Origin of the sequence: Marinobacter sp. MDS2 (assembly GCF_030718085.1) — a bacterium.
Lineage (GTDB): Bacteria > Pseudomonadota > Gammaproteobacteria > Pseudomonadales > Oleiphilaceae > Marinobacter.
The window spans coordinates 2,035,163-2,049,437 of the sequence record NZ_JAVAJF010000001.1; the positions used below are offsets into that span (position 1 = coordinate 2,035,163).

The window sequence follows — 14,275 nt, forward strand, 5'->3', positions numbered from 1 at the left end:
AACCGGTCGTGATTAATCACCACCCCAGTTGGTTTTGGGGTCTGGCGTCATCCGCAGGTAAGACTTAACAGCCTTATAGCCTTTCGGGAAACGCTCTTTGATTTCGTCTTCATCCTGAAGCGAGGGCACAATCACCACATCACCACCCTGCTCCCAGTTGCCCGGTGTCGCCACTTTGTGGTCGTCGGTCAGCTGCAGGGAATCGATCACTCGCAGAACTTCGTTGAAGTTGCGGCCGGTGGAGGCCGGGTAAGTGATGATCAGGCGAACTTTCTTGTTCGGGTCGATCACGAACAGGGAGCGAACCGTCAGGCTGCTGTCTGCGTTCGGGTGGATCATGTCGTACAGCTCGGAAACCTTGCGGTCCTGGTCTGCAATGATCGGGAAGTTCACCGTGCAGCCCTGGGTTTCGTTGATGTCTTTGATCCACTCATGGTGAGAGTCGACAGGGTCAACGCTCAGCGCGATGGCCTTCACGTTGCGCTCGGCGAACTTGTCTTTCAGCTTCGCGGTCAAACCCAGTTCGGTTGTGCACACCGGGGTGAAATCGGCAGGGTGCGAAAACAAAACGCCCCAGCTGTCTCCTAACCATTCGTGGAAGCGGATAGTGCCTTCACTGGATTCCTGTTCGAAATCCGGTGCGGTATCTCCTAGGCGTAAACTCATGCTCGTTCTCCTTTCACGCATTGTCGTCGATCTGTGGTTTTTGCCTGCGCGTTGGCGCAGCCAACTGGATAGTCCAGTGTATACAAGTAAACATGGAGCCGCAGGAAGCAAATGCAAGGGCGGCTTGATCTAACTCATTTGCAGCGCCCACTTCCGTGTGGGCGGGTGATTGGGTTGAATCAGTTAACGCCGGGGCTCATCTGCTTATCAAAATAGTCTTTGGTCAGCCGGAATACCACCGGGCTGAGCAGCAGCAGGGCAATCAGGTTGGGCAGGGCCATCATGGCGTTCAGCGTATCGGCCAGCAGCCAGATGAAGCCCAGGTTGACGGTTGCGCCCACCGGAATCGCAATGATCCAGACAATCCGGTAAGGCACAATCGCCTTCACACCGAACAGGAACTCGATGCTGCGCTCGCCATAGAAGGACCAGCCCAGAATGGTGGTAAAGGCAAAGATCGCCAATGCAATGGCCACCATGTAATTGCCCAGCCCCGGGAGGCCGGTTTCAAACGCCAGAGAGGTCAGGGCTGCGCCGGTTTCGCCGGATGTCCACACGCCGGACGTGATAATCACCAGGCCGGTAATGCTGCACACGATGATGGTATCGATGAAGGTGCCGAGCATGGCAACCATGCCTTGGCGAACCGGGTCTTTGGTTTGCGCAGCGGCGTGCGCGATGGGGGCCGACCCCAGGCCCGCTTCGTTGGAGAAAATACCGCGTGCAACACCAAAGCGGATAGCGGCCCATACGGCCGCACCGGCAAAGCCACCTTCTGCAGCCGCCGGGCTGAAGGCATAGCTGAATATCAGATTGAACGCTTCCGGGATTTCATGGGCGTTGATGGCGAGAACCACCAGGCCGATCATCACATAAGATACCGCCATAAACGGCACCAGGGCGCTGGCGACCTGACCGATACGTTTGATGCCGCCAATCAGAACCATACCCACCAGCACCATCAGCACCAAACCCGTGGCCCAGTGCGGGATGCTGAAGTTGGCTTCGAGAACATCCGCGACGGAATTGGCCTGCACGGTGTTGCCGATACCGAATGCGGCTATCGAGGCAAAAATGGCGAACAACACGCCCAGCCAGGCCCACTTCTTACCTAAACCGTTGCGGATGTAGTACATCGGACCACCCACGTGGGCGCCGCGCTCATCCACTTCACGGAACCGGACCGCAAGCACCGCCTCGGAATATTTGGTGGCCATGCCGACCAGTGCCGTCAACCACATCCAGAACAACGCGCCGGGGCCACCTAAAAACACCGCGGTGGCCACGCCAGCGATGTTGCCTGTGCCAACCGTTGCCGACAGCGCGGTCATCAGCGCCTGAAACGGTGGAATATCCCCTTCGTCGTCACCGCCCCGAGCCCGGCCATTCCACATCAACCGGAATCCGGCGCCGAGTTTCATGATGGGCATGAGTTTGAGGCCGAGGCTCAGGAACAAGCCGACACCCAAAATCATGACCAACATGGGCGGCCCCCAAACCAACCCGTTGATTTCACTGACAAATTTTGAAATTGCTTCCATGAGGACTCCCGGTGTTTGCAATGGTTTGTGAGGCGGTTTTGGTGCGTAAAGAGATAACTCTTTGAGTTTAGTTGATAATTTCCGCCTATGAAACGCTTGCCTGTGACAGTTTCCTATTTCGGCAAGGATTGCCTATGGTTAAAGAGAGGCCTGCCGGCCTGATACGAGGTTAATAACCACAATCAAGGGGGTTGCCGATGCATTCATTGAAGGTTTCTGAGGTTATGTGGAACCACATAGAACCGATTCGGTGCGGGGAACCGCTGACCCATGTGGTCAAAACTCTGCTGGACAATCACGTCACCGGGTTGCCGGTGGTGGATGCGCAGCGACGAGTGCTTGGGTTTGTGTCTGAGCAGGATTGTATCCATGCGCTGCTGGTCAGTAACTATCACAGCGAAGGTGAGCCCAACGTAGACGACGTGATGTTCCGCAATCCCGTGACGGTCAATCCGGATATGTCTGTGGTGGATCTGGCGCAGAATCTCGGCGCTGGCAAACCAAAAGTCTATCCGGTGGTCGAAGACGGCAAATTGGTCGGAGTGGTCACCCGCTCAGCCATATTGTCGCAACTGGCGAAAGCCGGGCAAACCATGGAGCGATCACGGTTTGTGAGCGCTGACGACTAGCGCCCCGCTGAGTTACAGATTTCGGAATCCCCAGATCAGGCTGAAATCCATGGAGGGCATTGCTTCTGCATCTTCGAGTCGGGTGATGGCGTATTCCGGTTCGTTTGTATTCCGCTCGAACGTTCCGGTGTAGCGGGTTCCTCTTGGGCTGATAATGGTACTGACTATGGCTCCCCGTTGGCCTTCGGGCCGCTTTTTTACCACCCCGATCTCATCGTTCGCCAAGCGAACCACCACGCCTGGGGGGTAGTCACCGAGAATTTCGAGCAAGGCTTTCGGGATGGCGGGTCGAAGCTGATCGTTTCCGAGAGTGCGCAACAGTTTTCGGGCCCCAACAATGTCCATCCTATCTCGGTAGGCTCGCTTTGTGATCATGGCGACGTATCGTTCTGCCAACGCCAAGATCTCCGCTTCCGGCAATATGTCTGAACCACTCAGGCCGAAAGGGTATCCCGAGCCATCGGCTTTTTCGTGATGCTGCATGATGCATTGCAGCATGCGAGAGTTTGATATGCCCGCAGCCTGGAGTGCCTCTACAGCCCGTTCAGGATGTTTGCGAATAACGGCGCGTTGCTCGGCGGTTAGCACATGTTTCGAGGCATTTAATTGGTCGATGACGGGAATAAGGGCGAGATTAGCGGTCAGCGCGGAGAGAACGAGCGATGTGGTGCGCTTGTGTTCCAGGTTAAATTGCCGGGCGATGAAATGGCTAAGAATGCCGTAGAACAAGGTTTGTTCGTAAATAGTAGGGTTGATGGAGTATAAGTGAACCAGCGCGAGAGTAGCATCAGGCGCCTGTTTGCAAACCCGCTCTAGCATGCGGGCCGATCCCAGTAAGCGCTTCTTTGCGCTAGGTGCTTGTGAGGTTATGGCAGACAGAGTTGCCTCAAGCGTGGCCAGCAGGTCGCCGTATTCGGCAAAGGGGTTACTAGCGTGCTGATCCGCAAGTTGCCCAAATTTGCGGGGCCGTGAAACAACGGGTTTGATCTGGCCGCGCTCATACACACGCTCGAGTTGGGCATCCGAGGGAATGATGTAGCCTTGGCGTAACAGTACAGCGCCACTCGTATCGAACACATCCCATGGCAGTGGTTTGCCAATCACCAGTGCGCCCGGCGCAATGCGTATAAAATCAGCCAAAACAACGCCCCTGATTATGCCGTCAAGCGATACATACCGGTATTATGATCGTATATACGTTGCTAATACAATGTAGTCAGGTTTGCCGGGTGCTTTCCCGCTAAATTGTGTCTTTCAATGCATATTTGTTAAGAATCGTAGCCGCTTGGCGACCGTCGCCCGAGCGTGCGCTAGGCTGAGGATTCTTCTCAATTTTTCTGGGCTCTCTGCGGCATGCTCTATCGCCTGAAGAATGATTTTCGGTTGTCCATCGTGACTCTGCTGTCTGGCAGCGCGATTCTTGGCATTACGCCGTTTGCGATCATGCGGTTTATTGATGGCAACCTGCTGGCAGGTTTCATTGACCTCGGCATTCTGGCGGCTCTTGCCGGCAGTCTGGTGTATGCCTGGGTTACCCAGGACACCTACCGTTCTGGCATTTTCCTGGCTATCTCCTGCTGCACCGGTGCAGTGGTGGTGAGCATGATGGTGGGCGAAGTCGGTGTTTTCTGGCTCTACCCCTGTTTGGTGACAACGTTCTTTCTGGCCCCCAGCCGAATTGCCGCTGCCCTGAACCTGGTATCGGTGCTTGTGATGGTGTCGGTGGAGAACGCGTTTACTTCTTCGGTGCAGATGTGGACCTTCATCGCCAGCACCTCCATCGTGAGCGCCTGTTCTTATGTGTTTGCCATGCGCAATAAAGAACAGAGGGACCGTCTTGAGCAATTGGCGACAATTGACCCGTTAACCGGCGTGAAAAACCGCCGTTCAATGGACCAGGAATTGGATTTGGCAGCGGCGAATGCAGAACGTACCGGGCTGCCCTATGCACTGGTGATCCTGGACATTGACCACTTCAAGGCAATCAACGATGAGTACGGCCACGGTGTCGGTGATAATGTTCTGTGCGATTTGGTCGGTCTGATTGCAGAAAACACCCGCCGAACCGACCAGCTGTTCCGGTATGGTGGGGAGGAGTTTGTGGTGCTGTTCCCGGGGGTGGATGGAACAAACCTGAAGACCGTGGTTGCCAACCTGCAGCAAGGCTTGCGAAAGTCGCTTAAAGGGCCGGGCGGTCCGGTGACTTCGTCTTTTGGTGTGGCCATGCTGCGTCACGGCGAGAGCGTGGCAAGCTGGTTAGCGAGAGCCGATCACGCGCTCTATCGGGCCAAGGAGTCCGGCCGCGACAGAGTCGTGTACGGCGATGACTTCTGAAGAAGCTGCAGCGCGTGACGTTGGCTTGTCGATTAGTCAGCGGGTTCCATTTTGGGTTGATAGCGGAACAAGCGCCAACCCAGGAATACGCTGGCGGATGTTAGACCAGCGGTAAGCCCCACCCAGAAGCCAGCTGCGCCAAGCGCAGGTGCGATCCAGTCGGTAAATGTCAGCACGTAGCCCAGTGGCAACCCCACCCCCCAAAACGAAAACAGCATGATGAGCATGGGCACCCGGGTGTCTTTGTAACCTCTCAGGGCGCTGATACAGGTCACCTGGATAACATCGGCGATCTGGAACATGGCGGCAAACGAGAGTAGCCGGATGGTAACCGCCTGTACCTCTGAGTCGTTGGTGTACAGCGCTGCAATGGCATCGGAGAAAACGAAAAGCAATGTCGCAAACACCAGAGCAACGGCGGAGGCCAGTAACAGAGAGCTGCGTGAGATCAGCCGGGCGCTGTCAGGTGCTCTGGCGCCAATCAGGAAACTCACCCTCAAAGTGAGGGCCATACCGATGCTCAGGGGCAGCATGAACAGCAAAGACACCACGTTCAGGGCGATTTGGTGGCCCGCAACGATTACCGGCCCCAACGCGGCCAAAAACAACGCGATCACGGAAAACATGCTGGCTTCGACGAAGATGGTAAAGCCGATTGGCACGCCAAGTTTTAGTATGTAGCAGATGCCCGCCATATTGGGCTTAACCCGCTCTGCGAGCAGGTGAAACTGCTTGAAGGTTTGGCTGCGATTCAGGTAGATCAGAAGTGCGATGGCCGCGATGCCGTTTGATAAGGATGTAGCCCAGCCACAACCCACCCCGCCCATCGCGGGTAGTCCAAGCTTGCCGTAGATGAAAATGTAATTAAGTGGAAGGTTGATCAGGGTGCTGAGCACCGAGAACATCATGATCACCCGGGTGTGGCCCAAACCGTCTGTGAGCCCGCGCAGCGCATTCATCAGCAGCATGGCTGGAATACCCCAGGCAAACGCATTCAAATAGCCTTGAGTGATGGCTGCGGTATTGGTGTCCATCTTGAGCAGGGCAAGTACCGGGTGCACGTTGGTGAGCAACAGCGCCATGATCACGGTGCCGCCCAGCGCAATGTAAATGCCCTGCCAGGTTGCCGGCATGATTTTACGGGTGGTGCGGGCGCCGTTGTAGCCGGAAATGATCGGCTGAAGGGCTCCAAGCAGGCCCATGAAAAACAGGAACAACGGCATCCAGAGGCTGCTCCCTATGCCAACGGCCGCCAAGTCTTCGGCACTGGCATGGCCTGCCATAACGGTGTCGATAACGCCGTTTGCCATTTGCGCCACTTGCGCGATCAGTATGGGCCCACCGAGCAGCGCCAGGGTTTTCCATTCGGCAAGCGTGCGGCTCACCAACGGCTGTCGGATTTCGGGTAACGGCTGGTGTGTCTCGTCCATGGTGCTTCGGGCTTGGCTTCAGGTGTGTGAGAACATGAGGTTTCAGTAGAAACAAACATCTTACTGCATTCCGCGAGGCGGCACTTATAGGGATTTGCACCGCTGGGGACGCTGCAGGACAGGGTTAAAACGAGTAAAGTACTGACCCGGAGCTGCTAAGGTATATCGATATGGTATTTTTGATTCTGGTGACGGTCCTGTGGGCTTTTTCCTTTAGTTTGATCGGCGAGTTTCTTGCCGGGCAAGTGGATAGCGATTTCGCGGTATTGAGCCGGGTATTGCTCGCCTCTTTGGTGTTTCTGCCGTTTACTCGTTGGCGGGGCGTGCCTGCTGGTATGAAATTGAGCATCATGGCTACTGGCATGCTGCAGTTCGGTATTACCTACGTGTGTCTTTACCGTTCTTTCGCCTACCTGTCGGTGCCTGAAGTCCTGCTGTTTACCATTTTCACGCCGTTGTACGTCACGCTGCTGGACGATGCGTTGTTCCGTCGATTCTCCCCCGTGGCGTTGTTGGCTGCCGTGGTTGCAACGTTGGGCGCCGGTATCATCCGTTACGATGGGTTGAGTGAAGACTTCCTTACCGGCTTCTTGTTGTTACAGATCGCCAACATGGCATTTGCGGCCGGCCAGGTTGGCTATAAACATGTGATGCGAAAATACCCGTTGAGTCTTCCCGGCTATCGCACCTTCGGTTACTTCTTCTTCGGCGCACTGGTGATTGCTTTGCCGTCGTTCCTGATTTTTGGCAACCCCGACAAATTGCCGGCGACGACCCTGCAATGGGGTATTCTCGCCTGGTTAGGACTGGCGGCATCCGGCCTTGGTTTGTATCTCTGGAATCGCGGCGCCTGTGACGTTGACGCGGGTACGCTGGCGGTGATGAATAACGCGCTGGTACCCGCCGGCCTACTGGTCAATTTGTTGATCTGGAACCGGGATGCAGACCTGGCCCGGTTAGCACTCGGTGGCGCCGTGATTGCGTTCTCGCTCTGGGTGAATGCACGGTTTCATCCGCGCGCACGAATGCAGTTGGCAAGCTAAGTTACGAAGAAGGAAGGCGTGCCATGCCGCAATTCAGCGCATGCTATGCTTTTAAACTATTCAATTCATCTCGGGGTGCCCCGTACTATGCGTAAGAATCTCCCGGTCACCGATAAAGAAATTGAGGTGGCCGCTGGCATGCGGCTGATCAGCGCGACCAATCTCAAGGGTGTCATCACCTACTGCAACGATGATTTTGAAACCATCAGCGGGTTCGCCCGCGATGAGCTGATTGGCCAGCCGCACAATGTAATTCGCCACCCGGATATGCCGGAAGCGACGTTTGCCAACATGTGGAGTTACCTGAAAGCGGGTAAAGCCTGGATGGGCGTGGTAAAGAATCGCACCAAGTGCGGTGGTTACTATTGGGTCAGTGCCTACGTTACCCCGATCTGGGAAGCGGGAGAAAAAGTCGGCTATGAATCGGTCCGAGTTGCGACCACTCGTGATCAGGTCGAGCGGACGAAAAAGCTGTATGCGCGGCTGTCAGTGGGCCAGGTACCATCGGCACGTATCAGCCGGATACTGTCTACTCTGCGCTCAGGTGCGCCGTTTATTGTATCGCTGGTGCTTACCTTGCTGGCGTTGCAACTGACCTCGCCGGTTTGGGCCGTCGTTGTGGCTACTCTGGGGCACGGCTTTGCTGCCTGGTTGATGTACGGATCGTTGACCAAACGCCTGAAAAATATTCTTGGGCTTCGGGACGATGCTTTTCAGGACCCCTTAATTGCTCAAACCTATTCGGATGAAAAAGGGTTGTTCTCAAAGCTGGCGCTGGTCATGGTGAGCGAAGAAGCGCGTTTGCGGACGGCGCTGGCCAGAATTGATGATCAGGCTGAGTATCTGAATGATCAGGCTCAGGCTACCCACTCCTTTATTACCGACGGTGCCGAAGCCATTGCCCGCCAACGCGCTGAAACCGATCAGACCGCATCCGCGATCAATGAAATGACGGCGTCCATTCAGGAAGTGGCGGCAGCCGTCACGGAGAATGCGCGGGAAGCCGAACAGGCACACCGTTTGGCCCACGACGGCAGTGCGCGCAGCACCGAAGCTTTGGCCGCCATCGAGCAGTTGGTGGACCGGGTCGGCAGCATTGGGGCGTCTGTGAGTCGCCTGGGCGAGTCCACCCATACCATCGGGGAAGCCGCGAATCTGATTTCCGACATTGCCGATCAAACCAATCTGTTGGCGCTGAATGCGGCCATTGAAGCGGCGCGAGCCGGAGAGCAAGGGCGTGGCTTTGCCGTGGTTGCGGATGAAGTGCGCTCTTTGGCCCAGCGCACGCGGGAGTCTACGGTGAAGATTCAGGAGGTCATCGAAAGCTTTCGGGCTCAGGTTGAAGAAACCAATGAAGCGGTTCGGGCCGGTGAGGCCATCGCAGGTGACGGCCTGAGTAAGGTTCAAGGGGCGGTTGGCGCGCTGAACGCAATCGTCAGTTCGGTTGACGCAATTTCAGACAGCTTCATCACCATGTCGGCGGCGTTCGAAGAGCAGAGTCAGGTTTCGGAAGAGATCAATCAGCAGATTGTCAACATTGCCGCGCTGGCGGATCAGAGTGACGAGCAAGCTGAAGCGGCCCGCAGCAGCAGTGACAAGCTCAGCACCATGGCCCATGGATTGAAAGACCTGGTTTCGCGTTTTATCCATAAAAACCGTTAAACATCTGGAGGTTGGAAGCAATATGCCCGAGCCTTCGGGGGTGCGCTGAAAAGACCGGCACTGGCATCATGTCGTCAGTGCTGGCAGAATCCTGCACCAACTGCGTCTGAGCGATACGCCGGCGCGCATAAATTGTAGTTTCCTCAGCCAAAAGCACAGGAAGAAAAACACATGACACAGTCTAACTCCGCAGCTGGTTCGCGCGGACTTTGGTCGTCAAGACTCGCGTTTATTCTGGCGGCGACCGGGTCAGCCGTCGGCCTGGGTAACGTTTGGAAGTTCCCGTATGTAACCGGTGAGAACGGTGGCGGTGCCTTTGTACTGGTATACCTGCTTTGTATTTTCATCATCGGTATCCCGATCATGATGGCGGAAGTGTTTATCGGTCGAAACGGCCGTCATAACCCGATCGCCAGCTTCCGTTTGGTCGCCGAGCGTAACCTGGCCTCTCCAGCCTGGCGCGTATCGGCGATTGTCGGCATGTTGGCCGCTTTTATCATCCTGTCGTTCTATTCGGTGATCGGCGGTTGGGCCGCATCTTATATTGGCCACTCGGCCATGGGCGATTTCACCGGCGGTACCGCGGATACCGTGGGTAAACTGTTCGGCGACCTGCTGGCCAGCCCGATTCAGCTGCTGGCCTGGCATACCCTGTTTATGGCTCTGGTGGTACTGGTGGTATCCCGTGGCTTGAAAGGTGGTCTGGAGCGTGCGGTCACCATTCTGATGCCGGCCTTGTTTGTCCTGCTGTTGGTGGTGGTTGGTTATGCGACCACAACCGGGCATTTCGGTGAGGCGGCCAGCTTCCTGTTTACACCGAATTTTGAGGCGCTGACGGTCAAAGGCGTACTGGTGGCACTGGGTCATGCCTTCTTCACGTTGAGTTTGGGTATGGCCATCATGATGGCTTATGGCTCGTATCTGAGCCGGGACGTGCCCATTGGTCGCACCGCCGTGAGTGTTGCGCTGATGGATACGGTTGTTGCCCTGCTGGCCGGCTTGGCCATCTTCCCGGTGGTATTTGCCAACGGCCTGGAAGCGGGTGCGGGCCCTGGCCTGATTTTCCAGACGTTGCCTTTGGCGTTCGGTAACATGCCGATGGGTAGCCTGTTTGGCACTCTGTTCTTTGTATTGCTGTTGTTTGCGGCCTGGACCTCCGGTATTTCCCTGCTGGAGCCCGTGGTCGAGTGGGTTGAGGAAAAGACCGAGATGGGCCGCACCGGTAGCGCGATTCTGGCCGGCGGCGCGTGTTGGGCGCTGGGCATTGTGTCGATTTTGTCCTTGAACGTTTGGTCAGATGTTACGCCGCTGGGCATGTTTGCCGCGTTCGAAGGCAAAACCATGTTTGACCTGCTGGACTACTTCACAGCGAACATCATGCTGCCGTTGTCTGGTTTGCTGACTGCCCTGTTTGTGGGCTGGTTTGTCGCCAAGGAAACCTTGCAGTCTGATTTGGTCATGGAAGGCGGTGCCTTTACGCTTTGGCACGTGCTGATTCGCTACGTCACCCCGGTGGCTGTTGTGATTGTGTTTGTATACAACCTGATTGGTTGATAAGCACAAGTCAGATAAAAGAAACCCCGGCGCTGTTCTCAGCGTCGGGTTTTTTTGTGTCTGCTCAGAAGAGGTTGTCGCTTCGAGCGTGCTGCGGACTAGACTTTCCCTCCGAGTAAAATCCGCACAGCCGTGCAGGCATCCTCGAGCTCATCTTCTCGGGGCTCCCGGCCACCGATGAGATCACTGTACAGGCAGGATTCCGCAATACGAACCATGAAGTAAGACAAGCTTTGAATATTCATGGGCGGGCTCAGGTGCCCGGCACGGATTTCATCTTTTAGTAAGCGGGTATTCACTTCGACGGTTCGGGCATGCAGCGTCGAGTGCGAAGAGGTGAGCATCTTCAGCGCGTATTCCGGGTCTTGATGCAGAAACTTTCGCAGCGGTGAAAAGTGCAAAATAGTGATGTTGATATGGCGGAACACACCAACCACGTAGTCCACACCGTGCCCCGGGGTTATTTCGCGGGCTTCTTTGTACAAGGGTTCGTAAAGCGACCATAAAATTTCACCGATCAGCAAATCGCGATTACCCACCCAGCGGAACAGGGTCGCCCGACCGATGCCCAAGTCGTCGGCAAGGGCGGCAAGGCTGATCTTTTCCCCTTTCAACCACATTCGGCGAGCCCGTTTGAAGGCATCGATGGGGGTTGTCTTGATGATTGATTCGGTCACTTTTAGCTCTTTGGTAAGTTTGACCTCATTCTAGCGGTTGCGGAGGGCTTGGGCTACGGTGGCCTATACCCATAGGTCGCCAATGGGTGTGTCCGGGCTGAAATGATGCGCAATTTGCGCTTGCAACAATTCGGCTGTTGCAATGGCATCGATCAGGGCATTGTGACCGGCGTAGTGGGGTAAGCCATACCGGGTTCGACTGTCAGGCAGCCGTATCGATGTCGGTTTCTTGCCCATGAGTTGCTGCCAGCGCGAGGGGCGTCGCCTCGGGTGTAAGTAGGCTTCGATGGCCATCGTATCGATGACTGGAAAGCGAAGCTGTTCGTTCAAGCGCCACTGCAGAGCCATGTTGAGAAAAGGGCGTTCGATGTTGCGGTAATGCACCACAGGAATGCGCCCGTTCAGATGCGCGAACAGGGGGCCAAGCACCTCTTCCAAATCGGGAGCGTCCTTGATTTCAGCATGGGTGATGCCGTGAATGGTGACTGATTCCTGATGCAGTGGCAGTTTGGGGCGCACGATCTGATGCCAGGCCTTACCGAGCTGAATGCCGGACAAGGTGAATGGCACCAAACCGATACTCACGATTGAGTGCTGAGTAACGTCTAATCCGGTGGTCTCGAAATCCAGCGCCAACAGCGGAACATCTTTAATTGGTGTTTCCGGACTGGGGCAACCGGCTTGGTAAAACGCACGGATCCGCGGATCGACGGCCTTGGCCGCTTGTGTACGATAGTTTTCCGGCCAGTTCTGTTTGCTGTTCCGGCTTTTGATGTTGCTAGGCATTCCTGACCGTCCCTGCGTTGTAGCGGAATCTCAGGAATCGCTGAGCGTTGCTGACAATCTGGAAGGCGTCTTTCAGGTGGCTGCGCTCAAACGGCGACAAGTCCTCGGGGCGCACGTTGTTGTCCGGCTCGCGGCCCTCCTCAATCGCAAGTGCCTGGTGGCGAACCCTGACAATGGATATAAACTCCAGAGCATCGCGCAGGTTACCCGCGTCGTCATCAACCAGCAGTTTGGTTTTGGCGATGTCTTTCAAACGTTCAAAGGAGTTTTGTGAACGGGAGCCACAGGCCAGTGCGTGCACGCGGATCAGATCGGACAAGGGGGCGGTGCCACGACGTTTCAGGTTGAAGGTTTTTTGGTGCTTGCCGTCTTCTTCCAGCACAAAGGTGCGGAAGAAGCCCAAGGGCGGTGTACGGTTCAACGCGTTGCGAGCCATCAGGGTCAGAAACCGCTGGCTGCTGGACGCTTTCTCGGCAACCAGGGTTTTCAGCTGTTCAGCAAAGTCTGTTTCTCCGTGGATGCCGTCCAGATCGAAGAAAATGTTGCTGTTGAGCAGGGTCTGGCCGTTGGGGTTTTCAATCCAGTCGGTGAAATATTTCTTCCAAATGTGCAGTGGCTGACGCCATTTGGGGTTGGTGGCCATGATGTCGCCGGTGCAATAGGCGTAGCCGCAATCAGCGAGCCCGTCTGAAACAAACTTGGCCATCGCCAGAAAGTACTCGTCGTGTTCTTCCGGGATGAAGCTGTCGTCCAGAATCAGAGCGTTATCCTGGTCGGTGACCACCAGCTGCTCGTCCCGGGCCATAGAGCCCAGTGCCATGAAACAGTAGGGAACGGGTGGTGGGCCGAGCTTTTCTTCCGCCAGTTCCAGCAGGCGCTGGCTGAAGCTCCGGCCAATGCCGGCCATGGCGCTGCCCACCATGTGTGAATTGGCGTCTTCATTGACCATGCGTACGAAACTGTCGCGCACGTCCACACTGATTTTTTTCAGGCCTTTAACATCCTGCTTGTGGAAGATGTTGCTGACCAGATAGATGCTGCTCTGGCTCTCGTATTTGATGATGTCCGACAGCGCGATGACCCCGCGCACTTCATTGCCGTCCATCACCGGAAGGTGATGCACGTTGTTGTGCAGCATCGTCAGCATGGCCTCGAAAATAAAGGCCCGGCTGCTGATGGTGATCAGACCTTCGGTCATGATTTCACTGACCGGGGTTTCAGAGGCCAGGGCATGGTTCACCGCCCGGGTGCGCAGATCGCGGTCGGTAATAATGCCCACCAGTTTTGGCGTGTCGCCGCTTTCATCCATTAGCGGCAGCGATGAGACACCGTTTTCGGTCATGATCCGGGCCGCTTCCTGCAAACGTACCGTCGTGGGCGCGCAAACCAGTGCCCGGGAAATCAGGCGGGTCACTCGGGCAGTCATTAACTGGTTCGATTTTTCCCTGCGCGAAACGGCTGAACGCAGGCGGCTGCGGTCTTCAATTTCAACGAAATCGGCGAAGTTGTCGTCATGCTCCCAAAGGTAATGAAAAACATGATCGGGGATTTTGTAGATCAGGCTGTCTTCAATGGCCTTGACCGGGAAGCGAACCTTTTTATTCATCATCAGGCCGAATTGGCCGAATATCTCGCCTTCACCCACCCGACTGTACAGTTCGCCCGAACGCCGATAGATCTCAACGGCGCCACTGCGAACGTAATGCAGGCTATCGGCCTGATGACCAAGCTCGACGATCTGGGTGCCGGCCCGAACGTAAACCACCTCGATGTTGGTGACGATTTTGTCCAGCAGTTCGTCGGACATTTCGTCAAAGGGCGCGTATTGGGTAATGTGATTTTGAATGTCCAGCAGTTCGGCCTGCATGCTTTCTCCAGCAAATACGAGTTCTGGCCAAACTATAGCAGTTGTGGTTTTTTTTGGTGTACCTTTGGGCCCTTTCTCACGGGCCT

General features: G+C 55.8%; 12 protein-coding genes. 5 read left to right on the forward strand and 7 right to left on the reverse strand.

Translation table 11 applies throughout. The annotated features are described in order from the left end of the window. Positions 1-12: 12 nt before the first annotated feature. A complete protein-coding gene (locus Q9245_RS09545; protein WP_305896910.1) occupies positions 13-666 on the reverse strand; it encodes a peroxiredoxin in 654 nt (217 codons plus the stop codon). A 179-nt stretch (positions 667-845) separates the two neighbouring features. After that, the gene (locus Q9245_RS09550; protein WP_305896911.1) at positions 846-2,207 is read right to left on the reverse strand and encodes a sodium:alanine symporter family protein; all 1,362 of its coding nucleotides are present in this window, start codon (positions 2,205-2,207) and stop codon (positions 846-848) included. 197 nt (positions 2,208-2,404) lie between these two features. Between Q9245_RS09550 and Q9245_RS09555 the strand changes: the two genes are divergently transcribed. Next, positions 2,405-2,836, forward strand: coding sequence for a CBS domain-containing protein (locus Q9245_RS09555; protein ID WP_305896912.1), 432 nt, complete (start codon positions 2,405-2,407; stop codon positions 2,834-2,836). 12 nt (positions 2,837-2,848) lie between these two features. On the opposite strand, the gene Q9245_RS09560 is transcribed toward Q9245_RS09555, so the two are convergent. Beyond that, positions 2,849-3,976 (reverse strand): HD-GYP domain-containing protein, encoded by a 1,128-nt coding sequence (locus tag Q9245_RS09560; RefSeq protein ID WP_305896913.1) that lies wholly within the window; start codon positions 3,974-3,976, stop codon positions 2,849-2,851. Between the two features lie 213 nt (positions 3,977-4,189). Between Q9245_RS09560 and Q9245_RS09565 the strand changes: the two genes are divergently transcribed. Further along, on the forward strand, positions 4,190-5,170 hold the full coding sequence (locus Q9245_RS09565; RefSeq protein ID WP_305896914.1) for a GGDEF domain-containing protein: 981 nt from the start codon (positions 4,190-4,192) through the stop codon (positions 5,168-5,170). A gap of 32 nt (positions 5,171-5,202) precedes the next feature. Here the strand turns inward: Q9245_RS09565 and Q9245_RS09570 are convergent, their stop codons facing one another. Then, entirely contained in the window at positions 5,203-6,600 is a 1,398-nt protein-coding gene (locus Q9245_RS09570; protein ID WP_305896915.1) for an MATE family efflux transporter, read from the reverse strand. A gap of 170 nt (positions 6,601-6,770) precedes the next feature. Between Q9245_RS09570 and Q9245_RS09575 the strand changes: the two genes are divergently transcribed. The 3 genes from Q9245_RS09575 (at position 6,771) to Q9245_RS09585 (ending at position 10,859) form a co-directional block, all read left to right on the forward strand. After that, a complete protein-coding gene (locus tag Q9245_RS09575) occupies positions 6,771-7,643 on the forward strand; it encodes a carboxylate/amino acid/amine transporter (protein WP_305896916.1) in 873 nt (290 codons plus the stop codon). 87 nt (positions 7,644-7,730) lie between these two features. Next, a complete protein-coding gene (locus Q9245_RS09580) occupies positions 7,731-9,305 on the forward strand; it encodes a PAS domain-containing methyl-accepting chemotaxis protein (protein ID WP_305896917.1) in 1,575 nt (524 codons plus the stop codon). 171 nt (positions 9,306-9,476) lie between these two features. Next, positions 9,477-10,859: a sodium-dependent transporter gene (locus Q9245_RS09585; RefSeq protein WP_305896918.1), complete on the forward strand. Its 1,383-nt coding sequence runs from the start codon at positions 9,477-9,479 to the stop codon at positions 10,857-10,859. 98 nt (positions 10,860-10,957) lie between these two features. Here Q9245_RS09585 and Q9245_RS09590 read toward each other — a convergent pair whose 3' ends face one another. The 3 genes from Q9245_RS09590 to Q9245_RS09600 form a co-directional block, all read right to left on the reverse strand. Then, positions 10,958-11,536, reverse strand: a complete 579-nt coding sequence (locus tag Q9245_RS09590; protein WP_305896919.1) for a QsdR family transcriptional regulator — start codon at positions 11,534-11,536, stop codon at positions 10,958-10,960. Positions 11,537-11,599: 63 nt separating this feature from the next. Then, positions 11,600-12,322, reverse strand: coding sequence for a 3'-5' exonuclease (locus tag Q9245_RS09595; RefSeq protein WP_305896920.1), 723 nt, complete (start codon positions 12,320-12,322; stop codon positions 11,600-11,602). Then, positions 12,315-14,189 (reverse strand): putative nucleotidyltransferase substrate binding domain-containing protein, encoded by a 1,875-nt coding sequence (locus tag Q9245_RS09600; protein WP_305896921.1) that lies wholly within the window; start codon positions 14,187-14,189, stop codon positions 12,315-12,317. Before Q9245_RS09600 ends, Q9245_RS09595 begins: the two co-directional genes overlap by 8 nt. Between the last annotated feature and the right edge of the window lie 86 nt (positions 14,190-14,275).